Source organism: Hymenobacter arcticus, from assembly GCF_054779975.1.
In genome coordinates this window covers 20,364-42,662 of the sequence record NZ_BAAGXF010000025.1, presented here as the reverse complement: position 1 = coordinate 42,662, position 22,299 = coordinate 20,364, and the positions used below count along the sequence as shown (strand labels likewise).

Here is a 22,299-nt window from a genome sequence, read left to right as displayed (position 1 = left end):
TCCTGACGATTATCGCCTTGTTGCCTGACCTTTGTCAGGTAGCCCCGCCGGGGGCACTACCCGGCTCCGGCCGGCCGCTACAGTACCTGGCTTAGCCGCAGGCCCCAGCCGGCGGCGCGCCAGCGCACGAGAAAACGCTTCATGAAAAGGGGCACTACAGCTACTGGGGGCGGGGTATTTTCCGGCCGTTGGCCGTGAGCGTGATAGTGCGGCTGAGGGCGGTTTCGCAGGTGGCCATTTCGTAGGTGAGGCCCCCAGTGCGGGCATTGGTCACCTCGATGGCGCGGCAGAACGTGCGGGTGGGATAGTACGCAGTCAGGGTGTGCTTTATAGGGTTTGACAGGGCACTGAGCGCCATGTCCTGGCCCGTGGCTTCCACATCGCCGTCCATGCTGAACCTGACCAGCCGGCGGGTCTGGCTTTGGGTGTAGCTGGCCTGGTACCAGTCCTGAAACCGGCGCCACGTCACTTGCCGGGCCTGCGGGTACTGCTGAAACATCGCCCCGAAGGCCAGCGGGGGCACGTCGGCGGCCGCCATGGTCTGCGCGTGGGCCGCCGGGCCTGCCAGCAAGGCCACTAAAAGCATCCAAAGGAGCTTTGTAGCGACGCAGGCACGGGTTTTTTCGGCGCGACGAGCGGCCGGCTGGCGTAGTAGCACCGCTTTCGGCACTGGCCCTACCACGGCTGGAGCATGCGCGCGGGCACTGCGCCCAGGCGTGAGGCGACGACAGGCCGCCGCCGAACAGCTAACGCAGTGGGGCCCATCTTAAGAAAATAAAGCATCGTGGGCGGGGAAAACCGGTCCCTCAAAAGTAAACGCGCCTACCCCCGCCTTTTATGACAAAACTCATCCCCGGTGGGTGACCTTTATCAAGGTCCTTCGCAGTAGCTCAGGTTGCGGGCCGGCTGGTTATTAGCCTGCAACTCTTGCCGGTTGTAAGCAGGCACTTGGTCGAGAAGGTGTACCAAGCCGGGTATTGTGGGCTTTCATCGGGTGCGGGCTACGACTTGGGGCCAAACAACCCCCGGCGGATTACTTCGTCGCGGTGGTAGAGGTCGGGCAGAAAGCGCAGGTGGCCGCCCTCAACCGAGCATGTCGCGTAGCGCACGAATAGCGCGATGGGCCGGCGCAACGGCACGTCGCGGGGGCGGGGCTGGCGGGCGCACTCGGCCTCGGTGGGCAGCTGCACCGGCTGGCCGCCGCGCAGCAGCAGGTAAGCGGCCAGCGCCAGGGGCTGCTCCAGGCGGATGCAGCCGTGGCTCAGCGCCCGATAAGGCTGCGCGAAAACCTGGCGCAGCGGCGTGTCGTGCACGTACACCGAGTAGGGGTTGGCGAAGCGGAACACGATGTTGCCCAGCGCGTTCTCACAGCCCGCCGACTGCCGCACGGTGTAAGCGAAATGCTGGGCGCTAACGCGCGCCCAGTTGATGCCGCTCGGGTCGAGTAGCCGGCCCCGGCCGTCGTAGAGGGCGTAGTTGTTGCGTGCCAGGTAGCCGGGGTCGCGCTGGAGGTGGGGCAGCATTTCCTTCACCGCGATGGAGCGGGGCACGTGCCAGTCGGGAGCCAGCGTGAAGTGGTCGATAACGCTGCTGAGCGTAGGCGTGGGCGTAGCGGGCTTGCCCACCACCACCCGGTAGCGGCACCGCACCGAGTCGCGGGCCACCACCAGCAGCTCGCAGGCGGGCAGGTTCACCAGCACGTAGGTGGAGTCAGCGGCGGGCAGGGCCTCCCAGCGCCAGCGCTCCAGGTTGACGGCCACTTGCTCGTAGCGGGCCCGGTGCTGCGCCGCCGAATCCGGGGCCGGGAGCAGCCTAAGCCAGCCGGCCAGCGCCTGCTGCAACTGGCGATACTCGCGGTTGGTCGGCTGCCCGGCGAGCAGGGCCAGGGGCACCGCGTGGCTCGCCAGCCCCGCCCGTAGCCGCACCGCCGGCTGCCCGGCCGGCCCCGCCAGCCGCTCCCGCGCCGACGCGGTGTAGCGCCGCAGCCGCCCGCGGCTGAGGTCGCGCATGAAGCGCAGCGCCGCATCGCTAAGGTACACGTCGAAGCGGGCGAGCTGCTGCGCACGCTGAGCCGGCATGCTAGGCTGGGTGAGCGAGTCGCGCAGGGCCCCCAGGCGGGCGTTACCGTAGTCCGCCGGGCACAGGCCGTGCGCGGGGGCCTGCGCCAACAGCGCCAGGGCGGCCAGCGCGTCGGGGCCCAGGCTATCGTCGGCCAGCCAGGCGGGCGCGGGAGTAGCGCCGTAAAAAGCCCGCACCTCGGCCCCGGCCTGCAAGCCCAGCTGCGCATCCAGGCGGCGAGCGCTGCCGGCCACAGTCGTATCCAGTAACGCCCGGACGAGCGAGTTCACTGGCATAATCTGCTGATTTTCAGTTGCCAATGGCTGCGTAGGTAGTGGCCGCGACGCCGTAGGTGCCGAGCCGCACTGCGCGGCCAGCAGTAGGCCCACGCCGGTGCCAAGGAGCCGGATAGCAGGGAGAAAAACCACGGGTGAAGCGGGCTAAAGGTGGCGGGTGGGGAGGCTGTCCAGCGGATGGGCCGGGCCGGTTTCGAGGGCCTCCTGGGCCACAAAGGCTTCCAGCAGGGTCATCAGCTGGGGGCGGGGGTAAGGCCGGTGGGCCAGGCCCAGGCCGTCGGGCGGGGCCTCGCCCAGCAGGGCGCGCAGCTCGTCGGGGTGGGCCATTCGGCAGCCCATCGACCAGCCGGCAAAGCTGCGGGCGGCGCAGGGCCCCTCGCCCAGTACCTGGCAGTGAAAGTGCCGCGTATCGGACAGGATAACGTGGTAGTAGAGGTGCCGTACAGCTGTTTTGGGCCCTTCCAACACCTGCAAAAACCGCCCGTCGGCCGTGTGCAGCAGCACCCCCGAAATGTTGTGCGCCTGGTTGTGGGTCCGGCCCCGGTGCAGCAGGGCAGCCAGCTCGGGCGCGCCGAAGTCGCCCATCGCCTGGCTTTGGTAAATGAGTTGGTACGGGTTCACAGAGAATGAAGGCAGGTGAGAAAGGGGGGCGGCTACAATTCGTGCGGGGCGGGCTGGCCCTGGCCCCAGGCATCGAAGGCGGCCACGGCGGCGGTGGTAATAGCGACCAGCGCCTCGTGGGTGAGGAAGCCCTGGTGCGCGGTAATGAGCACGTTATCGTAAGTGAGCAGCTGGGCCAAGGTGGCGTCGCGCAGCGGGTCGCGGGTGTGGTCAGCGAAAAACAGACCCGCTTCGCCCTCGTACACATCGAGCCCCAGGTAGCCGAGCTGGCCACTGGCCAGCGCGCGCAGGGCGGCGGCGGTGTCGAGCACGCCGCCCCGGCCAGTGTTGAGGAGCACCGCGCCGGGCTTCATCCTACCCAGCATCTCATCGCCAAACAGGTGGTGGGTTTCGGCGATAAGCGGCGTGTGCAGGCTGATGATGTCGGCCTGGGCGCAGAGGGTGGGCAAGTCCACGTACTCGAGGCCGTAGCGCTGGCGCAGCTCGTTGTTGGGAAGAGGTCTTCGCCCAGCAGCCGGCAGCCGAAGCCGTGCAGAATACCCGCCAGCACCGCCCCAATGTGCCCTACCCCCACAATGCCCACCGTTTTGCCGCGCAGCTCGAAGCCGACGAGCTGGTTGAGGCAAAAGGCGTTGGGCCGCACCTGCTGGTTGGCCCGGCGCAGGTGGCGGGCCAGGGCTAGCAGCAGGGCTACGGTGTGCTCGGCAATGGCGTGGGGCGAGTAGTCGGGCACGCTGGCCACGCACAACCCCAGGCGGTGGGCGGCGGGCAGGTCCACGTTGTCGGTGCCGGTGGCGCGCACCAGCACGTAGCGCACCCCGTGCGCCCAAAGCTGCGCCAGCACCGGGGCCGATAAGTCGTCGCTGCCAAACACGCTGACGGCCAGCGCACCCTGCGCCAGCGGCCGGGTCTGGTCGGTGAGCCGCTGCTCGTAAAACTGCACCTGGTGCCGACCCGCATTGGCCTGCTCCAGGAAAGGCCGCTCAAAGGCCAGCGCACTAAAGACAGTTACGTTCATGACCTTATCAGAATAAGTTGTTTCAAAAAAGCAATGACCTAGCGGTGCATGGTTTGCATCGCCTGGTACAGCACGCGCACGTCGTGCTGGCCTTTGTAGAGGGCCGGGGGCTGCTTATCCAGCTTCAGTAGCTCATACACGGCCAGCTGGGCCGAGCGCACGGAGTATTCGACGGTAAATACCACGTCATCGGGCATTTCGGTGAACTGGCCCAAAAAGGCGAAATTGGTCGAGCCGGCGGGCACCACCTGGGGCCGGTCGCCGGGGGCGCGGGTCAAAAACTGGCTGGTGATGTAGGGCAGCAGCGACGGAATGCAGTTGGCCTCGGCCAGCACCGCCGGCAGGTGCTCGGCCAGGTGCAGGTGGCTGAGCAATTCGGTCAGGATTTCTGCGCCCGAGCAGTCGCTCATCTTCTTGGGCACATAGTCCCCTACTCTATCCGGAAACAGCCCGTAGCCCCAGAAAACCGTCACGCCAGCCGGCTGGTTGAGAAAGTGGGGCTGATACGCCAATACGATGGACAGCAGCCAGTTGGAATCCTTGAGGGTGACCAGGGCTCCGGTGCCCGCCTTATTGCCCGAGAACTTCTCCATCAAATCAAAAAACAGCGTGCCCTGGCTCGTGACGGTGAATGACTCCCAGGTCGACTCGCTCAGGCGGGCATCGAAAACGTAGGGCCGGCCGAAATCGGAGTACTTCTTCGCCACGGTTTCCCACAGTGCCCAGGCCCCGTCGCCGGTTGTGGCGTTGAGCACCGGCGCGGTCGTCATGGTGCCGAGCGAGGAGTTGGCCGTCATCGAGCCATTGGTCATCAGCACCAAATCCTGGGGCTGCACGTCCTGCGTCTGGGAGGCTCCATTGCGGGTGTAGTGCAGGCGCTCCACGGTTTTGGTGTCGGCGTGGGGCGCAAAGTCCAGGTCCGTCACCTGGCTGCCCAACCGGAACTCCACGCCCTGCGCCTGCAACCACGTCGTGATGGGCAATACCATGGAATCGAACTGATTATACGGCGTGCGGTCCACGCCGGCCAGCGTGTCGATGCGCGGAAATTCGTGCAGAAAGCGCAGCAGGTAGCGCTTGAACTCCACCAGGCTGTGCCAGGGCTGGAAGGCAAACATGGTGGCCCACATAAACCAGAAGTTGGTTTCGAAAAAGCCCGGCTTGAACCATTCGTCCACGCGCTTGGTGCCGAGCATTGCCTCGGGCACCGCCAGCAGCTCCACCAGGTCGAGCCGGTCGGGCTCGGTAAAGCCCATTGAGGTCACGTCCACGATGTGGCCGTCGCGGTCCACCACCCGCGCCAGGGCGTGGGTCTTAATCTGCTGATTGAAAGCAATAATATCGTCGTTCACGGACCGACCTGCGTGCTCCAGCGACGGGATGGAAGCCAGCAGCTCGTAGGTGCAGCGGTAGGTAAAATTCAGCATCTGGCCGCCGCGCAGCACGTAGCCCGCGTCGGCCTGGCCGGTCCCGTCGAGGCTGCCGCCCAGCATGCTAGCTTCTTCCAACAGGTGAATCTGAGTCCCCGGCAGCTGGCCGTCGCGGATGAGAAAGACGGCCGCTGCCAGCGAGGCGATGCCACTCCCGACCAGGTAGGCGTGGCGGGTGGCAGGCGAAGGTAACGTTTCCATAAAGGGAAGAGAAGCGAATACTTAAGCTGCTGAAAATCAATTCCAGCAGCTTGGGCGAAGGAAGCTGCAAGGTTCCGGCCGCAGGCGGGACAGGACCATGATAAAAATCAGGTGTAGAGCTGACGTTTGGTAGCCCCGGCGCCGGCCTGCACCCGGTTCTTTGCGGGCAGGTTTCACCCCTTTCCTACCCTCGTCTCATGGCGCTTTCGCTGCTCGTGCTCACCGATTTTTTTAAGCCCGCTGACCACGCCCTAACCTATGCCGACGCGCTGGCCGGGGCCATCGGCGCGCACTTGGTGCTGCTGCACGTGCGCCGCGACGCGCTGCTCGACCCCGAGCACCTCACCGGCCGGGTCGATACCCTGAGCCAGGAGGCGATAGACCTGGCCCTGGCCAGCCTGACCCGCGACGTAACCGCCCCGACCGTGGCCGAAGTGGGCCACGGTCGGGTAGCCGAAGTGGTAGCCGCCGCCCTGGCCCGCCACCAGCCCGCGCTGGTAGTGCTGGGCCACCGCAACACCGACGGCATGGCCGACGAGCTGGTCTCGACCGCCGCGCTGGATATCCTGCGCACCGCCCCGCAGCCCATGCTGGTGGTGCCCGTGGGGGCCGCGCCCACCGTGCCGCGCCGCCTGCTGCTGGCCCTCGACGCCGAGCCCTTCAGCCTGGGCGGCCACACGGGCTTGGTGCGGCACCTCTTCGACGCACTGCCCGCCGAGCTCACCGTGCTGCACGTGGGCTCCGACCGGGACGAAGCTACCACTGGCACGGCCGCCGCCGTCGAAGCTATTGAGCGCACCGGGCTGGCCCTGAACCTGGGCATCAGGCTACCCACCCGCTGCCTCGTGCACGCCACGCCGGCCGGTGGCATCCTGGAGGTGGCCGCCACCGGCGAGTTTGATGCGGTGGTACTGGTGGCGCGGCCGCGCAGCTTTTTGGGCGAGCTGTTTCACCGCAGCGTCACGGCGCACGTACTACTGCACAGTCAGATACCAGTGCTGGTGCTGCCGGCGGAGTAGTTGGCTATTTTCGAATTACTGCAATAATTTAATATAATATAATGGGTCGCACGAGGGTATGAACAGAGAACCCCGCTAGGAGGCCTTAGAAGTATAAGCAATTATAAGTCAATGTGTTTTGCTACCGAATCAGGTTCGAGTTCTCTTCTGTCTACTTGTTTGCTGGTGCCCATGCATCGTAAGTGCCGCTTGTAGAAAAGGGCTTACCCTTCTTGCTTAGTGGATTTCAGTGCTGAAAGTGCCTTAGCGGGGTTTTCAGCTCTTACTCTCGTGCGAGCCCTACAGCGGCAAATCGCTGGTCACGCTCGGGCTGGTAAACATGCTGCTGGGCCAGACGCGGCAGGTGGGCTACTTCAAGCCGCTCATCGATTACGACCCCGCTCAGCAGGCCAACCCGCACCTGGCCACCATTACCAGCTACTTCAAGCTACCGCTGCCGCTGGCCGATACCTACGCCTACACCCGCGCCGAAGCCCTGGCCCTGCTCGAAACCGGGCCCCAAGGCGAGCTGATTGACACCATCATCCGCAAGTTTAAACACTGGGAAGACACCTGCGATTTTACGGTGGTGGAGGGCAGCGACTTCGTGGGGCCGGGCACCGCGCTTGAGTTCGACGCCAACGTGTCGATTGCTAAAAACCTGGGCGTGCCCGTCATTTTGGTGGTGTCGGGGCAGGGCAAGAGCACGGCCAGGTCGTGAGCGCGGTGCTTACCACACTGCGCAACTTCGAAAGCCACGAGGTGCCCGTGCTGCAAGTCCTGGCCAACCGCGTGACTCCGGACCAGGTGGTCGATGTGCAGGCACTGCTGCGCAACCAAAGGGGAGGAAGTTCATGGCCCCGGTGGTGCTGCCCTTCACGTGGTCAGGGTTCACCTCCTTGCTAATTAGCGGCGTCTGGTCGTTCTAAATCAGCTGTTTTATAGAGTATTTGCAGTATAAAGCTGATGAGTGTCCCACGACTTTTCGTGCCTTGATTGTACTTAATAAATGTGATTTTAGGTACTATTTCTTTCAAAAATGTTTAAAATAAAGGGTTGTTTGGTGGCATTTTTACCTTTGCTTCGTCTCACAATTGCTTTCTTTCTCCTAGTTTTCCCTACAGATACTATTCTCAGTATCTCGGGCTGCTTATTTCGGGTTTATTGCCATGTCCAAGACTTGCTTTTTATAACTGACGCCGATATAATACTTAGCCGATATAATACTTAGAAAGCATGCTGTGGGTGATTCTAAAGCTGCTACGGTTTCTGTAGCAGCTTTAGAATCACCCACTATTTGTTATTCCCCTGATTACCTTGGGGCATGAGGAGCACCTATTCTCTTAGTGTAATAGTATAAGAAAGCACAAAGCTGCAATTTATATTTTCTACTTTTTTAAACCTTATATTTATTTCCCTATCGCACCCTTATACCTTAATAGTACATACCAGAGTCCTAATTTTTTTTCCCCGCGTGTGCTGGCAGCTGGGTGCGAACTGGGCCATCTCCCAGGGCATCAACAACAAGCTACAATACCAGGAGCTCATCAGCAGCGCGTATGCGCAGTTTGGCAGCAAAACCAAGACGTTCTCCTACCTGCTGGGCCTGCGCACCGAGCTGACCCGCATCACGATACAGGACCGCGAAGGCGCTTACAACAACCAGAAAAACTACGACCGCCTGTTTCCTACCCTCAGCCTGAGCTACCAGTTTGGCGAGGGCACCACGGCCCGGCTCAACTACAGCAAGCGCATTAACCGGCCCGCGCTGTGGATGCGCTATCCCTTCAATGAGCTCACCGACCTGAACGCGCAGTACGTCGGCAACCCCGATTTGAACCCATCTTATGGCGACGTTTTTGAGTTGAGAATATAGCAACTCTCACCAGTGAATTCTCTGGGAAAAAAGAGCTTAGCTCAACCACGCGGGCAAAACCCTGTTCCCACAAAATAAATTAGTGAAGGGCACTTAGTAGATAATTGACTCCTAAAGGGTTATGTGTCATCTGGCAGACAATGGGGAACGTAGCATTGCGCAGTATCCACAGTTCGGTGGCATCGCCCTGGGCCACTACGTGCAGCACGTCGAGCGGCTGACCGCCGAGCAGCAGCGGGTGCGCCGTGATGTCGTCGCGCAGGTCATACACGGTGTTGTTGTACTCGAAACGGTGCTGGGCGAGCAGCGTGGCGTAGGCGCTTTTCGAGAGCAGCATAAACGTTTGATTATCGGGCAGCTGCACCGGGGGGCCGGGCAGTGGCTGGGCTACGTGCAGCGCGGTGCCCCGCTGCCAGGCCGCGGGCGACACGGCGTAAACACCGCCCGCCAGGTTGCGGATACGCCAGCGCAGCTTTAGCGTGTCGGTGGCGCTGGCGATGGCCAGCTCGAAGGGCGCATGCTGGCCGTGCAGCTCCAGCACGTAGCTGAACGTGGTGCCAACGCCCACGGCGGGTTTCTGCGCCTGAGCCCGCGCCGGAGTCCAGGCGAGGGCGACTAGCGACAGCAGTAGGATTATTCGTATCATATTGATTAATAGATTATTCTGCGCTTGGCGGCAATATCTGCGTGCCCCAGCTGCCGGGCTGCGCGGCCATCTCGAATACCAGTTCGCCGCCCTGCACCAGGGCTTGATGGGCTAGCCAGGCCTGCCGCAGGGGGCGGCCGTTGAGCCGGGCCGACTGCACGTAGCAGTTGGTGGCCGATAGGTGGTGGGCGGTGATGCGGAAGTCTCGGCCGCCGGCCAGGTGCAGGGTGGTTTGGCGCACCAGCGGGGCGTTGAGGAGGTAGTAGGGCTGACCAGCGTTGGGATAAAGGCCCATGAGCTGGAAGGCCAGCCACGACGACATGGCGCCCGAGTCGTCGTTGCCGGGCAGGCCGGTGGGCGTGGTGTTGAAGCTCTGGGCGATAATCTGGCGGATGCGCTGGCTGCTCAAATCGGGCCGTCCCAGCCAGTGGTAGAGGCTGGGCGTGAGGAAGGACGGCTCGTTGGCCACGTTGTAATATTTCTTCTCAAACAGCGTGTCGAGCCGCGCGCGGAAGGCCGCCGGCCCGCCCGCTTTGGCAATGAGCACCGGCACCTGGTGCGGCACGCTCAGCGAGTATTCCCAGGACGTGGCCTCGTAGAAATAGGCGCACCAATGGCACACGTACCAGGGGTTTTCGCGGGTGAGCGGCGTATATACGAACGTCGGGTGCTGCCGCACCGAATTGCCAAACGGGATGGTATCGAGCCACTTGCCGGCCGCGTCGCGGGGCATGATGAAGCCCGTGGCGCCGTGATTGCGGTAGCCATCGCGCCACAGGTTTTGCCAGTTGCTAGCCTGGCGATGGTACTGCTCATACGTGGGCTGCTGCTGCAAGCCTTTAGCTACCAAGGATATGCAGTAATCATCGTAGGCGTAGTCGAGCGTGCGGTTGCCGGCGCGGTCCACGCCGTAGGGCACGTAACCCAGCTTATTATAAGTGAGCAGGCCGCCGCGGCCTTCCTGCTCCTCGTTGCCGCCGGGCGGCACGGTGGCGTCCTTCAGCATGGCCTCCAGGCCCAGGCGGTAGTCGATGCCGGGCAGGTTTTTGACGTAGGCATCGGCGATGAGCACCTCGGCGTTGGAGCCGCCCTGGGTGCGGCCGTTGGCGTTGCCGCTGCGGGCCTCGGGCAGGTAGCCGTCGTGCTTGTAGATGTCGAGCAGGGCGTTGACGATGGCCACCTCGCGCTCGGGCGCCAGCAGCGTAATAAGCGGATTAGACGTGCGGTACGTATCCCAGATGGCGTAAAAATCGTCGTAGTACGGCGCGGAGCCGTTCCAAAGTGGGTTCTCGCCGGTGCGGTCCACGGGCATGAGCATGGTGTGGTAGAGGCCGGTGTAGAACAGCTTTTGCTGGGTTAGCGGCGTGTCGGCGCCCAGCTCGGCGCGGCTCAGCAGGGCGTTCCAGCGGGTGCGGAGCTGGCCCAGCACTTGGGCGAAATTCCAGCCGGGGATTTCGGCCCGCACGTTGTCGCTGGCCCGGGCGGCGCTCAGAAACGAGATACCGACCTTGACTTTCAGCGTGTCGCCGGGGCCGCTGGCGAAGCGCAACAGGGCCCCGGTTTTTTCGCCTGAGTCGGCTTGCAGTTTTTGGCCAAGCTGTAATTGCTTGCCCTTCCAGGTAGCAAACTCGGCTACGGGCGCGTCGAACACGGCCGCGAAATACACGGTGTAGGCCGGGCCGTTGTTCCAGCCGCCGCGAATGCGGCTGTAGCCCCGCACCTCGGTCGGCGACACTACTTCCACCTCCGAGCCAACAAACTGCTGGGCTTCGCGGCCGTCGGGCTCGGACTGCTCGCCCAGGAAAAAACCGGCGTCGAGTTGCAGCGCCTTGGGCTGGCCCGCCGGGTAGGCTAGGCGGTAGAAGCTCACCTTCGGCGAGGCCGTAATCTCCACCTTGATAGCGGGCTGCGCGAGCTGGGTGCGATAGTAGCCCAGCTCCACATGCTCGGCCTGGCGGTGGGCCGACTTGTCGCCCAGGGCCAGCGGGCCGCTGAAGGGCATGAGCAGGATGTTGCCGTATTTGGGGCCGCCGCCGGTGCCGCTCACGTGCACCTGCGTAAAGCCCGTGACGGGCGTGGGCTCGGGCAGCCAGCCGCTGTTGGGGCTGCTGGTGCAGTCGGGGCCGGGCTTCACCATGCCGAACGGCGCGGTGGGGCCCACAAACACCCGGCCCAGCCCCTGCGAGCCAATCATCGGGTCTACGTACCGGCCGTAGTCCTGTGCGGTGGCCGGCAGGGAGCCGGCCAAAAGGCTACCACTTAACAAAAATAATTTACTAACTTTCATTCAATCAATTACTTAGCAACAGCGCGGCCCGTGGCCGGGCTGCGCACCCAAATGGGATTGGTGAGGGCCAGCATGGTGCCCTGCGGGGTGCGCACCTCCACCCGCAGGTAGCGCGGGTGGCGGGTGGTGGGCAGCGGCCAACGCACCGCCGTGGGGCCGGTCGCCGCTACCGGGTTGGTAGCCAGCACGCCCTGGTCGCCGCGCAGCGTGATGGTGCCGGCCGGTACGTTGCGCAGCTCAAACGCCACCTGGATAGCCTGCCCGGCGGCCACCACCAGCGTATCGCCGAGGCCTGCCGTAGCCGCGCCGGCCCGGGCCGTGAGCGTCAGGCTGATGGGACGGTCGGCGACCAGGTAGGCCCGGCCCCGGCGCAGGCCCTGCATGATGCCCGCCCGCGATAAACCGCTGGCCTGCACCACGGTACGGGGCCGGCCGAGCTGATTAGGCGAGGGGACGGCGGTGTGGGTATCGCTGGCGGCCACGGCCAGGGTGGGCCGGCCCTGGCGCAGTAGGGCATCCCACCAGGCCAGGGCGCGCTCGTTGCGGGCGTCCCAGCGGCCGTTCCACACCTCGATGCCATCAAAATGCCGCACGCCAAACCGGAAGCGGTTGACGGTATCGGGGAAGAACGGGTGGTTGATGATGGCCAGCCCGCCGAGCGCGTGTACCTGGGCCGTGGCACCGGCAATAGCGCTGTCGGCAGGGGTGTAGCGCCAGTCGAGCAGCGTGGTGGCGTCAAGGCCCAGGGCGTTCCAGTGGCCGAAGGCGGTGGTGGTTACTTCCTCCCCATTGATAATGAGCAGGTTGGGCGAAGCGTATTTTCCCCAGCTCAGGTTGGCGCTGTTGGTGTTGTGCTCGGTCGAAACCAGGAAGTCCAGGCCCTGGGCGCCGGCTTCGGTCACGAGCTCCTGGGGCGTTCGCTTGCCATCGGAGTGCAGCGTGTGCAGGTGCAGGTCGCCCTGGTACCAGCCGGGCCGGGTGTTGGCGACGGCGGGCGCGGGCGTGGGCTGAAAGGCCGGCCCGGCCGCGCCCGGTACCAGCGTCACGGTCAGCTGCCAGTCAAGTCCCGCCGCCTCGATGGTGGAAGCGTAGAGTAGCACGTACCAGGTGCCGGGCCGGATAGGGCCGGGCACGTAGCCCATTGAGGCCGCCTGGGCATTGAGGAAAAATTCGCTTTTGGCCCCGCCCGACCAGCCCCGAAAGCCCCGCGGCTGGCCCGGCTGGTAGCCCCTGGGGTCGTAGATGCCCATGTTCAGCACGTTCTTACCCTGGTGCGTGTACGACTCCTGCACCCGGATTTCGCGCGTGCCCGCTGGCACCTCAATCGGCACGTAGAGCAGCTTGTACAGGCTGTCGGCCGGCACGTGGCCGGTTTTGGTCAGCTCAACTGGGGCCTGCGCGTGCGCCGGGGCGGCCAGTCCTAACCAGCCACCGAGCACGGCCAGAACGCAGCCCCTACTCCACTTGCGCTGCACTTTTCGGCCACTAGCTAGCATGGTTAATTAACCGCTACCGGGTCGGGCCGAAAGTACTTGCCATCCGGAAAGCTGATGACGTAGTCCGACTTGAAGTGCGTGCTCGGGCGGTAGTAGTCGGTGCTGATGATTTGGGCGCCCGACTGCTGGGCGGCTTCGAAGCTGCTCTTGTCGTTGCGGCGGGCTTCCTGGGTGTCGCTGTCGGCGCGGGTGCGGATGATGTAGCCCTTCTGCACCAGCGCTTTAATAGCGGCCTGGTCCTTTTTGGCGTTGTTCATAATGTGGATGGCGGCCTCGGGCGTGCCCGGCTCGGCGTCGGCAAACAGTACCCGGCCCTTCAGCGAGGGATGGCCCTGGAGGTAGGTGGCGCGCTTCTCGCCCAGCTCATCGAGCACGAACACAAACTTGCCCTGCGCGGCCCGCAGCGTGGGCCAGTGGCGGTGCAGCACGGCGCTTTCGAGGGTGGCGTACTGGCCGCGCACCTGGTCGGGCGTGATGAGCTGGTCGGCCCCCAGGTTATTGCGGATTTCCTTATCGAGCGCATCAAATACGGCTGATGTGAAGGGCTCGGGCACCGAGAAGCCCGGCCGCGACAAGGCTTCCGCCTTGGCATTCATGGTGATGAAAACCGGGTGGTGCGTGGGGTGGGCCAGCGACCATTTTTTCAGCTCCTGCAAGGCTAGCTTGAAGGTGGGCGCGTTGCTGCGGTAGTCGAGGTCCTGGATGTGGAACACCTTGAAACCCGGCTGCTTCATCAGCCCGGCCGCGTCGTAGGCGGGCTGGCCGGGCGCCAGGTCGAGGCCCTTGGGGTGGGCGTATTTGCCGCCCTGCGTGTCGGCGTACACGTCGATTTCCAGCGCTAAAAGGCCCAGGTCGAGCTGCTCGGTGAGGGTGGCGTGCTCGTAGTCGATTTTGCTAAAGCTGGTCGAATCAGCTTTTTGCAATACGGCAAACAGCTTGGGGTCAATGGCTTGCTTGTAGCTGTTGTGCGAGCCGATAACCTGGATTTGGTTCATCAGCGGCTCGGCGGGCTTGGTGAAAGCGACGAGGCAGGCGGTGCCGAGGAGGGCGGCAGAAGTGAGGACGAGTTTCATGGAATATGATAGGAAGTGGGTGGGCTCGTTCGGGCAGGGCGCCTCATTGAACGAACCTAATACCCCGTATTCTGCACCAGATTTGCGTTGAGCCGTAGCTCAATAGTGGGCACCGGGTACAGCCGGCGGGAGGGGCTTTTATCCATCTTCAGCACGTCATTCGGCAGCGGGTATTCGGTTTCAAACTGGCCGAAGCGGATGAGGTCGTTGCGGCGCCAGGCTTCCCAGCTCAGTTCGCGGGCGCGCTCGTCGAGCATGCCGTTGAGGGCAATGCTGGTGGCGAGCTGGGCCCCGGCGCGGGCCCGGATTTTATTGACCAGCACCAGCGGGGTTTGCAGCTCGCCGGCCACGGCCGTGGCCGGGGCACCGCGCAGGATGGCTTCGGCCTTCATCAGGAGCACGTCGGCGAGGCGCAGCAGGGGCACGTCGTTGCCGTTGAGGCGGGTGGCCTGGATGGTGGTGGGGTCGGGATAATATTTGATGGAGCGCACGCCCTGCGCCTGGCTGGCCTGGGTGTTGCCCACATCCATGGGTTTGGGTGGCACCAGGGTCAGCACCGGGTTGATAACGATTTGGGTGGTAGAGCTGGGGTAGTAGACCGGCGTGGTGGTGAAGCCGCCATTGCCATCGGGCACGTACTGCGGGCCGGATAGCCAGGTGCGGGTGCGGAAGTCGCCGGGCAGGTTGAAGCGGGCATAGAACTCGGGCGTGGTGCTCATGGCAATGCTCAGGCCCACGTTGAAGCCGTAGGCCTGCGTGAGGTAGTAGAAGAAGCCGAAGCGCGTGAACTGGTTGCCCGGAATCTGCTGGTCGTAGGGCACGGCAAAAATGGTTTCCCGAATCTGGGGGCCGTTGTTGGGCAGGAAAATGTCGCGGTAGCGGGTGTCGAGGGCGTAGTCCGGGTTGGCCTGCACGCTGTCGGCCATGCGCACCACGTCGGGGTAGCGGGCGGTGCCCGTGTACACCTCGGCGTTGAGGTAGAGCTTGGCCAGCAGCGCGTACACCATGCCCTTGGTAGGGCGGCCGTACTGGAGCGTGGCGTTGGCCGTGGTTTTGGCGGGCAGCTGCGGGGTGAGGCTAGTTAGCTCACTCTCAATGAATTTATACACCTCGGCGCGCGACTTGGTGGCCGGTGAGGCGGCCACCGGGTAGTCGGTCACCAGCGGCACGTTGCCGTACAAGTCGAGCAAAAAGAAGTAGTACAGCGCCCGCATGGCCCGGATTTCGGCTAGGCGCGCCTGCTGCTCGGCCGGCGTGAAGCCAAACGAGGTGGTGACGTTGAGCAGCCGGTTGCAGGTGGTGATGCCGCCGTAGGCCCACTGCCAGATAGTGAGCACGTTGGGGTGGTCGGGCGTCCAGGTGTGGTAGTGCAGCTGGCGGTACTGCCCGCCGTCGTCGAAGTTGCCGTCGCGGGCCGGAATGATGGCCTCGTCGGTGCTCATGGTTTGCATGCGCCAGTAGGGCACCGCAAACTGCGACGACAGGTTGGAATACATGGCCCCCACCGAGGCGTTGTAGTCGCTGATGGTCTTGGGAAAGTTGGACGCCACAAACTGCGACTCGACCGGCACATCAAGCTTTTTGCAGGAGTACATGGCGGTGGCTAGCACGCTCAGGACAAGGATAATAGCTTTGCTTTTCATAACAGATACAGCTTAGAACGATGCCGTTAGCCCCAGCGTGAACGTCCGGGTTTTGGGGTAGTAGTTGTTGTTGTCGATGCCCGGCGTGAGGCCGCCGATGTTGATTTCGGGGTCGATGCCGCGGTACTTGGTGATGATGAACAGGTTATTCGTGTTCACGTAGAAGCGCAAGGCCTTCACGTACTGCGTGTTGGGCCGCAGGGTGTAGCCCAGCGTGGCGTTGTCGAGGCGCAGGTAGGAGCCGCTTTCCAGGAAGCGGTCCGAAATGAGGTAGGCGTTGATGTCGTTGAACGACTCGCCCAGCGTGAAGCGCGGGATGTTTTGCAGGCGCGCATCGGCCGGGTTGTTGAGGCCGGCCAGGGTGGCGTTCAGGATTTTGTTGCCGTACACGCCGCGCAGCAAGAAGTTGAGGTCGAAAGCTTTATAGGTAAAATTGTTGACCCAGCCGTAGATGAGCTTGGGCTGGGCGTTGCCCACCACTTGCTGGTCGGTGGTGAGGGGCTGGGTGGCGGTGGTGCTGCCGTCAGCCTTCTGGAAGGTGCTCACGCCCTGCTCGTTTTTGCCCAGGTAGTGCCACAGCGTGAAGGTGCCCACGGCCGAGCCGGGCTGGATAATCTGGCTGTAATTGCCGCTCTGGCCCTTGCCGCCGAGCTGCGCGGTCTGGATGTAGGGAATCGTGAACCGGTCGGTGCTCAGGTTGTCGATGCGGTTGGTGTTGTGCGAAAAGTTGAGCGACGAGCGCCAGATGAAGGCGGCCGTTTGCACGGGCACCACGTTCAGGGCCACTTCCACGCCGCGGTTGGTCATGCTGCCCACGTTGGCGATGTAGGTGGTGTACTGAAACTCAGTGCTCGACACGGGCAGCACGTCGTCGATGAGGTCGCTGGTTTTCTTGACGTAGAAATCGACCGAGGCCGTGAGGCGGTTTTTGAAGAAGCCCACGTCCAGGCCCAGGTTGGTGGTGGCGGTGCTCTCCCACTTCAGGTCGGGGTTTTCGTTGCGCACCGCGTTCACCACGTTCGAGATGGTGCCGTTGTTCAAGTACTTGCTGCTGCCGGGCGGCGTACCGTAGATGAGGATGGACGAGAAAGCGTCGAAGCCCTGGCTGTTGCCCGACACGCCGTAGCCGGCGCGCAATTTCAAGTCGCTAAACGCGGGCAGCCCGCGCATAAACTCCTCATTGATAATGCGCCAGCCCAGCGCCGCCGTGGGGAAGTAGCCGTAGCGGTTGTTCACGCCGAAGGCCGACGAGCCATCGCGCCGCACCGACACCTGCGCCAGGTAGCGGTCGCCGTACTGGTACTGCGCCCGGCCATACTGCGAGAGCAAGCGCAGCGTCGAAATGGGGTTGTTGTCGAAGGCAATTTGGGCCAGCGACGACGGGTTGGAGAGGTATAAGTTGTTGTAGCCCAGCGCGTCGTTGGCAAAGCCCTGGGTGGTGATGCCGAAGCCGTCGTTGGTGCGGTCCTGCTGGTACGAGTAGCCGCCGAGCAGCTGCAAGTTGTGCTGGCCAAAGCTGCGGTCGTAGTTGGCGTAGGCTTCGAGTACGTCGTTGGTGGTTTCGTACTCGTTGCGGCGGGCCACGCCGCCCAGGTTCACGGCCAGGCCCGACTGGCTGTTGAAGTAGCTGTTAAAGTTGGTTTGAGTGCGCTGGGTCGAGCCGCTAATCGTGAATTTCAGGCCCGTCAAGATGTCCACCTGCACCAGGCCATTGACCAGCGTTTTGCTGTCCTTGGTCACGTAGGTGTTGTTATTCACCAGCGACAGCGGATTCAGCGGGCCGCTGCCGGTGCGGGTGTAGTTCTCCTTGTAGCTGCCGTTGGCGTTGAAGGGGCTCACCGTGGGCAGGTAAAACAGCATGTTTTGCAGCACGCTGGTCTGCGGCAAGTCGTTTTGGGTGGTCGAGCTGTTGATGATGTTCACGCCCAGCTTCAGGCGGTTGTTGAAGAAGCGCTGGTTGATGAAGCCCCGGTAAATGATGCGCTCCAGCGAAGTACGGTTCAGTATCCCGTTGTTTTTCAAGTAGTTGACGCTGGCACCGTAGTCCGTAGCATTGGCCGAGCCGTTGAACGAGAGGTTGTGGTTGGTGGAGTAGCTGGTGCGCTCCACCAGCTTTTGCCAGTCGGTGTTCGAGCCGTCGTCGTCGGTGGGCTGGGCCAGCGGGCGGGTTTTGTTATCCACCAGGTACTGGCGCAGGTCGTCGCCGCTCAGCATGTCCACTTTTTTCGACACGTTGGCCACCGCGCCGTAGGCGCTGTAGGTGAGGCGCGTTTGGCCCGCCTTAGCCCGCTTAGTAGTAATAATGATGACGCCATTGGCCGCCCGCGTGCCATAAATGGCCGTGGACGAGGCATCCTTGAGCACGTCGATGGTGGCGATGTCGTCGGGGGCCAGCAGGTCGATGCTCGCGCCGGGCACGCCGTCAATCACGTAGAACGGCTCCGTCACGCCGCCGTTGAGGGTGCGGATGGTGCTGGGGCCGCGCAGCACTACCGAGGGCCGCTGGTTGGGGTCGCCGCTCTTGGTGATGTTGAGGCCGGCCACCTTGCCTTGCAGCAGCTCGGCGGGCGTGGTGAGCACGCCCTGGTTGAATTCGCCGGCCTTGAGCGACGTCACCGACCCGATAATGTCCTCGCGGCTGGCCGTGCCGTAACCGATTACCACCACGTCCTTCAGCTGCTGGGCATCGGCTTGCAGCGTCACGTTGAGGCTGGTTTGGGTGCCGGCAATTACTTCTTTGGAAACCAGGCCCACAAACGAGAACACCAGGATGTCGGCCGGGCCATTGGTTTTGAGGCTGTACGAGCCATCGGGGGCGGTGCCCACGGCGGCGCTGCCGTCCTTTAGGCGCACCGTTACGCCGGGCAGGGCGGCGTTTTTCTCGTCCGTCACGGTGCCCTTAATGGTTTGCTGAGCGGCGGCGGCGGCGGGGGCCAGAAGCAGGAGCAGCCAGGCGCTGCCCGTGCGAAGCTTGTGGGCTGGCTGCCCGGCCCGGGGAGCAAAGTACTTGTTTTTCATGCGTGCTTATGCTAGGCTGAATAGGCTGTTTTTGAGCACCACAAAGCACCGGTGGGCCTATTACCAGAATGTCATTTCAGCGTTAAGCTTAGCATTAAGCCCAGAATTAGTGGTACTTACCTTATCTAATGGTGAGCCAAAGCAGCGCAGTAGTGCAGCGCGGATAAAGACCAGACAAATAGCGCAACTAGCCCCAAAATCGGGAAGCCCAGGCAGCAAGAGCAACAGTTCGCAACTGCTTCAACTCGCGCCGGCCGGGGCAATAACATAGCATTCGGGTAACATTTACCCCATCGCAAACCCGGACTTTTGCGGGCTGGTGGGGCACACCTTATTTATGATTCGACCCATTCTGCTCGCCGCTGGCTTGCTCCTGCCCGCGTCGGCCCTACTGGCCCAGCGCGCCCCTACCCCGCCACCCGTACCCAAGCTGCTGGTGGGCATCATGGTGGACCAGATGCGGCCCGACTATATCACCCGCTTCCGCGACCAGTTTGGGCCCGATGGCTTCAACCGGCTGCTGCGCGAAGGCTTCGAGTGCCGCAATACGCACTACAACTACATCCCCACCGTGACGGGCCCCGGCCACTCCTCCGTGTACACGGGCACCACGCCGCGCTACCACGGCATCGTGGGCAACTCGTGGTACAGCCGCCAACTGCGCCGCGACGTGTACTGCACCGACGACAGCACCGTGCAGCTCGTGGGCGGCGGCAAAGGCATGGGCGTGTCGGCCCGCAACCAGCTGAGTACCACCCTCGGCGACGAGCTAAAGATGGTGACCAGCGGCCGCAGCCGGGTGCTGGCTTTGTCGTTGAAAGACCGGGCCTCGGCGCTGCCCGCCGGCCACATGGCCGACGGCGCCTACTGGTTTGACGTGGCCAGCGGCAACTTCATTTCGAGCACCTACTACGTGCCCGCGCTGCCGGCCTGGGTGCAGGCCTTCAACGCCCAAAAGCGACCCGACTACTATCGCCAGCAAACCTGGGCGCCCCTGCGCGGCCCCGAAGCCTACCGCAACAGCCTGCCCGACTCCAACCGCTATGAGCGCCCATTTAAGGGCAAGGCGGTGGCTACTTTTCCGTACGACCTGGCCAAGCTGGCCCCGCTCAGCGGCCCCGGCTACGAAACCGTGTACGCCTCCACCTACGGCGATAACCTGCTGACTGACTTTGCCTTGGCAGCGTTGCAAAACACCGACCTGGGCCGCGATGACGTGCCCGACCTGCTGGCCCTCAGCTACTCCAGCCCCGACGCGGTGGGCCACGCCTTCGGGCCGCAGTCGAAGGAAGAGAACGACCTCTACCTGCGCCTGGACCTCGAAATTGCCCGCCTGCTGCAAGCCCTCGACAAAACCGTGGGCAAGGGCCAGTACACCGTGTTCCTGACCGCCGACCACGGCGCCAGTGAGGTAACGCGCTACCTCGCCGACCACCAGGCGCCCACCGGCGCATTCTCCACCGAAGCCATGGCCAAAGGGGCCGCCGCCTACCTCAATGAGCAGCTCGGCCCCGACCAGTGGCTCGAAACCCTGCGCGGCAACATGCTCTACCTCAACCGCCCGCTGCTGGCCCGCCGCAAGGTAGACCTGGCCCGCGCCCAGCAGCTGCTGGCCGACTTCGTGCGCGACCAGCCCGGCGTAGCCCAGGTCAACACCACCACCCAGCTGCTCAACGCGAGCTACACCACCTACCTCGAAGCCAAGCTGCAAGCCGGCTTCTACTACCCCCGCTTCGGCGACGTGCGCTACGAGCTGCTGCCCGGCTGGACCGGCGACATCGGCCCCGGCGCCAGCCACGGCACCGGCTACGCCTACGACAGCCACGTGCCGCTGCTCTGGTTTGGCGCGGGCATTGCACCGGGCGTGAGCTTCGTCCCGCACACCATCACCGACATTGCCCCCACGGCGGCCATGCTCCTAAACAGTAAGCTGCCCAGCGCCTGCACCGGCCAGCCCATTGTGGAGGTACTGCGCCCCACTAAAAATGTCGGCGGCCGCCGTCGTAAGTAAGCACGTGCCTGCTGCCCGTATCCAGCAACTAGCGTACACGCAGGCTCATCAGGTGAAGGGCAGAAAACCCCCTGCAATTGCCGCCAGCCACGATTCATAGCTTTGCCCAGCAACAGCTAGCGTAGTAGAGCAAAAAGCCCCTGTCAAGACCTGACAAGGGCTTTTTAGGTAAGGGTATGGTGCTTCCGTTTCTACTCAGCGGTGGCTTGCGGGGTTACTTCTGGCGTACTCACGGGGCGGGCGACTTTTTTTGAGCCGGGTTGGTTGGTGGCAGGCCGGCGGGCCGGAGCTGGGCGCACGACCTTTGGAGCGCTTGGAGCTTGGTCGCCAGCGCTTAGAGGTGCAGTGCTGTCAGGTGTTGCGCCCTGCCCCTTTTGAGCAGTGCGTTTGGCCTGCTTGCGGCGCTGCTTGACTAGTTGGGCCGCTAAGCGCTTTACCGATTTAGTAATCGCTTTGGGCGCCGTTTCCTCACCAGCCAGATAGGGCTGCACGGCTTGGGCTAGCTCACCCGTCAATAACTTGCGCGCCTGCTTGGCGGTGGGCAGCGCGGCGGACTTTTCTGGCTTAGGCTGTTTCTTGGCAAGCTGCTTGGCCAGTTTCCGCAGCGTTTTCGCAATGGCTTTGGGTGGGTGGCCGGCGGAGGTGTTGCCAAGATGGGGCCCAATGGCGGTGGCTAACTGGTCTGCGAGGGAGGTTTTGGAAGTGCTCATGAGAACAAAAAATTAAGCGTGCATGGGCGTTAACGAATTTAACGCTGCACTACTAGCACCCCGGCTAGCACGACCATTGCGGCCATGGATAACTTGATAATTAGGATTATCGCTTGCAGGTAATAGGGGTGCTTTCAGGACGCAATAGTACGAAATGAGCAGGGGACCGGGCGACCGCTCCCGCCGCCGCCAGTGCGTTCCTGTTGTTGCATTGTCTCAACTGAAGTAGTCATCTGCGCCGTTCCTGCCTAGTCAACCCGCACTTGAATGGCAGGTAAAGCAGGTAGTGGTAGACGGCTGTAAATTAGGCTAGTTCCTTAACTAAGTGCAAAGTGTCGCGAGGAATTCTCCACCAGCCACCCGCAACTGAAAAGTTCTTCCCACATACCTAAGCAGCTTTTATTGCTCGCCGCCGCCGGGCAACGCAGGACAGCCTCCGCCCATTACTACTTGACTAAATAAAAAGCGTGCAGGCTGGCTACTGTCAGGGTTAAGGTATCAAAAACGTAGCCCTTGGGCAATAGTCAGGAAATATGCCGGCCAGTCTTTTGTGGGATAATTCAAGGTTATCAGCCGCAGCATGCAATTCAAATACTCGTTTGTGTTAGGTGGACTACTCGCAAGTACCGGGTTGCTGGCGGGCTGGCCTTCTTATAGCAGCGGGGGGATAAAATTACTCTAAGCCGTTTCCACCGGCTTTCGTAGGCTGCGCAGCCCATTGGGCTCTACTTTCACTTGGCGGGGAAAGGTGTACTTGCCCAGGCGGTTGATGTGCTCGTACCGAGCGGGTGAGAGGCGCGCCAGGTCCTCGTCGCGTACCTCCACGCCTTCGGCCCGCAGCGTTTGCACCACCTGTTGCAGGTAAACCGTGTTCCAGAGCACGACCAGGTTGGTGACCAGGTTTAACGCGCCCACGA

General features: G+C 63.0%; 16 protein-coding genes and 1 pseudogene. 4 read left to right on the top strand and 13 right to left on the bottom strand.

The window, feature by feature from the left end:
- Positions 1–160 precede the first annotated feature (160 nt).
- The 6 genes from ACYVGC_RS23725 to ACYVGC_RS23700 form a co-directional block, all read right to left on the bottom strand.
- Positions 161–586: a hypothetical protein gene (locus tag ACYVGC_RS23725; RefSeq protein WP_460586329.1), complete on the bottom strand. Its 426-nt coding sequence runs from the start codon at positions 584–586 to the stop codon at positions 161–163.
- A 415-nt stretch (positions 587–1,001) separates the two neighbouring features.
- Positions 1,002–2,486 carry a L,D-transpeptidase family protein gene (locus ACYVGC_RS23720; protein ID WP_460586328.1) on the bottom strand — a complete coding sequence of 495 codons (1,485 nt, stop codon included), beginning with the start codon at positions 2,484–2,486 and terminating at the stop codon, positions 1,002–1,004.
- A 12-nt stretch (positions 2,487–2,498) separates the two neighbouring features.
- Positions 2,499–2,975: a BLUF domain-containing protein gene (locus tag ACYVGC_RS23715; protein WP_460586327.1), complete on the bottom strand. Its 477-nt coding sequence runs from the start codon at positions 2,973–2,975 to the stop codon at positions 2,499–2,501.
- A gap of 32 nt (positions 2,976–3,007) precedes the next feature.
- Positions 3,008–3,424 (bottom strand): NAD(P)-dependent oxidoreductase, encoded by a 417-nt coding sequence (locus tag ACYVGC_RS23710; protein ID WP_460586326.1) that lies wholly within the window; start codon positions 3,422–3,424, stop codon positions 3,008–3,010.
- A complete protein-coding gene (locus ACYVGC_RS23705) occupies positions 3,325–3,993 on the bottom strand; it encodes a Rossmann-fold NAD(P)-binding domain-containing protein (protein WP_460586325.1) in 669 nt (222 codons plus the stop codon). The genes ACYVGC_RS23710 and ACYVGC_RS23705 overlap by 100 nt, the downstream gene beginning before the upstream one ends.
- Before the next feature lie 38 nt (positions 3,994–4,031).
- Positions 4,032–5,624: an oleate hydratase gene (locus ACYVGC_RS23700; RefSeq protein ID WP_460586324.1), complete on the bottom strand. Its 1,593-nt coding sequence runs from the start codon at positions 5,622–5,624 to the stop codon at positions 4,032–4,034.
- A gap of 197 nt (positions 5,625–5,821) precedes the next feature.
- Here ACYVGC_RS23700 and ACYVGC_RS23695 point away from each other — a divergent pair, with 197 nt between their 5' ends.
- The 3 genes and pseudogenes from ACYVGC_RS23695 (at position 5,822) to ACYVGC_RS23685 (ending at position 8,498) form a co-directional block, all read left to right on the top strand.
- Positions 5,822–6,643, top strand: coding sequence for a universal stress protein (locus tag ACYVGC_RS23695; RefSeq protein WP_460586323.1), 822 nt, complete (start codon positions 5,822–5,824; stop codon positions 6,641–6,643).
- Between the two features lie 274 nt (positions 6,644–6,917).
- Positions 6,918–7,343: pseudogene (locus ACYVGC_RS23690) on the top strand (AAA family ATPase); the annotation flags it as partial.
- A gap of 753 nt (positions 7,344–8,096) precedes the next feature.
- On the top strand, positions 8,097–8,498 hold the full coding sequence (locus ACYVGC_RS23685; protein ID WP_460586322.1) for a porin family protein: 402 nt from the start codon (positions 8,097–8,099) through the stop codon (positions 8,496–8,498).
- Between the two features lie 79 nt (positions 8,499–8,577).
- Here ACYVGC_RS23685 and ACYVGC_RS23680 read toward each other — a convergent pair whose 3' ends face one another.
- The 6 genes from ACYVGC_RS23680 to ACYVGC_RS23655 are packed head-to-tail and all read right to left on the bottom strand — an operon-like array spanning position 8,578 to position 18,661.
- A complete protein-coding gene (locus ACYVGC_RS23680; RefSeq protein ID WP_460586321.1) occupies positions 8,578–9,144 on the bottom strand; it encodes a hypothetical protein in 567 nt (188 codons plus the stop codon).
- Between the two features lie 13 nt (positions 9,145–9,157).
- Positions 9,158–11,392, bottom strand: coding sequence for a GH92 family glycosyl hydrolase (locus ACYVGC_RS23675; RefSeq protein ID WP_460586320.1), 2,235 nt, complete (start codon positions 11,390–11,392; stop codon positions 9,158–9,160).
- A 47-nt stretch (positions 11,393–11,439) separates the two neighbouring features.
- Positions 11,440–12,927, bottom strand: coding sequence for a CehA/McbA family metallohydrolase domain-containing protein (locus ACYVGC_RS23670; RefSeq protein WP_460586319.1), 1,488 nt, complete (start codon positions 12,925–12,927; stop codon positions 11,440–11,442).
- Positions 12,928–12,929: 2 nt separating this feature from the next.
- On the bottom strand, positions 12,930–14,000 hold the full coding sequence (locus ACYVGC_RS23665) for a phosphatidylinositol-specific phospholipase C1-like protein (RefSeq protein ID WP_460586318.1): 1,071 nt from the start codon (positions 13,998–14,000) through the stop codon (positions 12,930–12,932).
- A 56-nt stretch (positions 14,001–14,056) separates the two neighbouring features.
- Complete coding sequence (locus ACYVGC_RS23660) at positions 14,057–15,643, bottom strand: RagB/SusD family nutrient uptake outer membrane protein (protein ID WP_460586317.1); 1,587 nt, start codon at positions 15,641–15,643, stop codon at positions 14,057–14,059.
- Between the two features lie 12 nt (positions 15,644–15,655).
- Positions 15,656–18,661 carry a SusC/RagA family TonB-linked outer membrane protein gene (locus ACYVGC_RS23655; protein ID WP_460586316.1) on the bottom strand — a complete coding sequence of 1,002 codons (3,006 nt, stop codon included), beginning with the start codon at positions 18,659–18,661 and terminating at the stop codon, positions 15,656–15,658.
- Between the two features lie 337 nt (positions 18,662–18,998).
- Here ACYVGC_RS23655 and ACYVGC_RS23650 point away from each other — a divergent pair, with 337 nt between their 5' ends.
- On the top strand, positions 18,999–20,672 hold the full coding sequence (locus ACYVGC_RS23650; RefSeq protein WP_460586315.1) for an alkaline phosphatase family protein: 1,674 nt from the start codon (positions 18,999–19,001) through the stop codon (positions 20,670–20,672).
- A gap of 1,388 nt (positions 20,673–22,060) precedes the next feature.
- On the opposite strand, the gene ACYVGC_RS23645 is transcribed toward ACYVGC_RS23650, so the two are convergent.
- Positions 22,061–22,297: a Tn3 family transposase gene (locus ACYVGC_RS23645; protein WP_460586314.1), complete on the bottom strand. Its 237-nt coding sequence runs from the start codon at positions 22,295–22,297 to the stop codon at positions 22,061–22,063.
- Positions 22,298–22,299: the final 2 nt, after the last annotated feature.

Excerpts from the sequence above, each read along its gene's own strand:
- ACYVGC_RS23665 (WP_460586318.1), bottom strand. The coding sequence starts at position 14,000 with ATGAAACTCGTCCTCACTTCTGCCGCCCTCCTCGGCACCGCCTGCCTC.
- ACYVGC_RS23670 (WP_460586319.1), bottom strand. The coding sequence starts at position 12,927 with ATGCTAGCTAGTGGCCGAAAAGTGCAGCGCAAGTGGAGTAGGGGCTGC.
- ACYVGC_RS23680 (WP_460586321.1), bottom strand. The coding sequence starts at position 9,144 with ATGATACGAATAATCCTACTGCTGTCGCTAGTCGCCCTCGCCTGGACT.
- ACYVGC_RS23650 (WP_460586315.1), top strand. The coding sequence starts at position 18,999 with ATGATTCGACCCATTCTGCTCGCCGCTGGCTTGCTCCTGCCCGCGTCG.
- ACYVGC_RS23725 (WP_460586329.1), bottom strand. The coding sequence starts at position 586 with ATGCTTTTAGTGGCCTTGCTGGCAGGCCCGGCGGCCCACGCGCAGACC.
- ACYVGC_RS23705 (WP_460586325.1), bottom strand. The coding sequence starts at position 3,993 with ATGAACGTAACTGTCTTTAGTGCGCTGGCCTTTGAGCGGCCTTTCCTG.
- ACYVGC_RS23660 (WP_460586317.1), bottom strand. The coding sequence starts at position 15,643 with ATGAAAAGCAAAGCTATTATCCTTGTCCTGAGCGTGCTAGCCACCGCC.
- ACYVGC_RS23695 (WP_460586323.1), top strand. The coding sequence starts at position 5,822 with ATGGCGCTTTCGCTGCTCGTGCTCACCGATTTTTTTAAGCCCGCTGAC.
- ACYVGC_RS23700 (WP_460586324.1), bottom strand. The coding sequence starts at position 5,624 with ATGGAAACGTTACCTTCGCCTGCCACCCGCCACGCCTACCTGGTCGGG.
- ACYVGC_RS23655 (WP_460586316.1), bottom strand. The coding sequence starts at position 18,661 with ATGAAAAACAAGTACTTTGCTCCCCGGGCCGGGCAGCCAGCCCACAAG.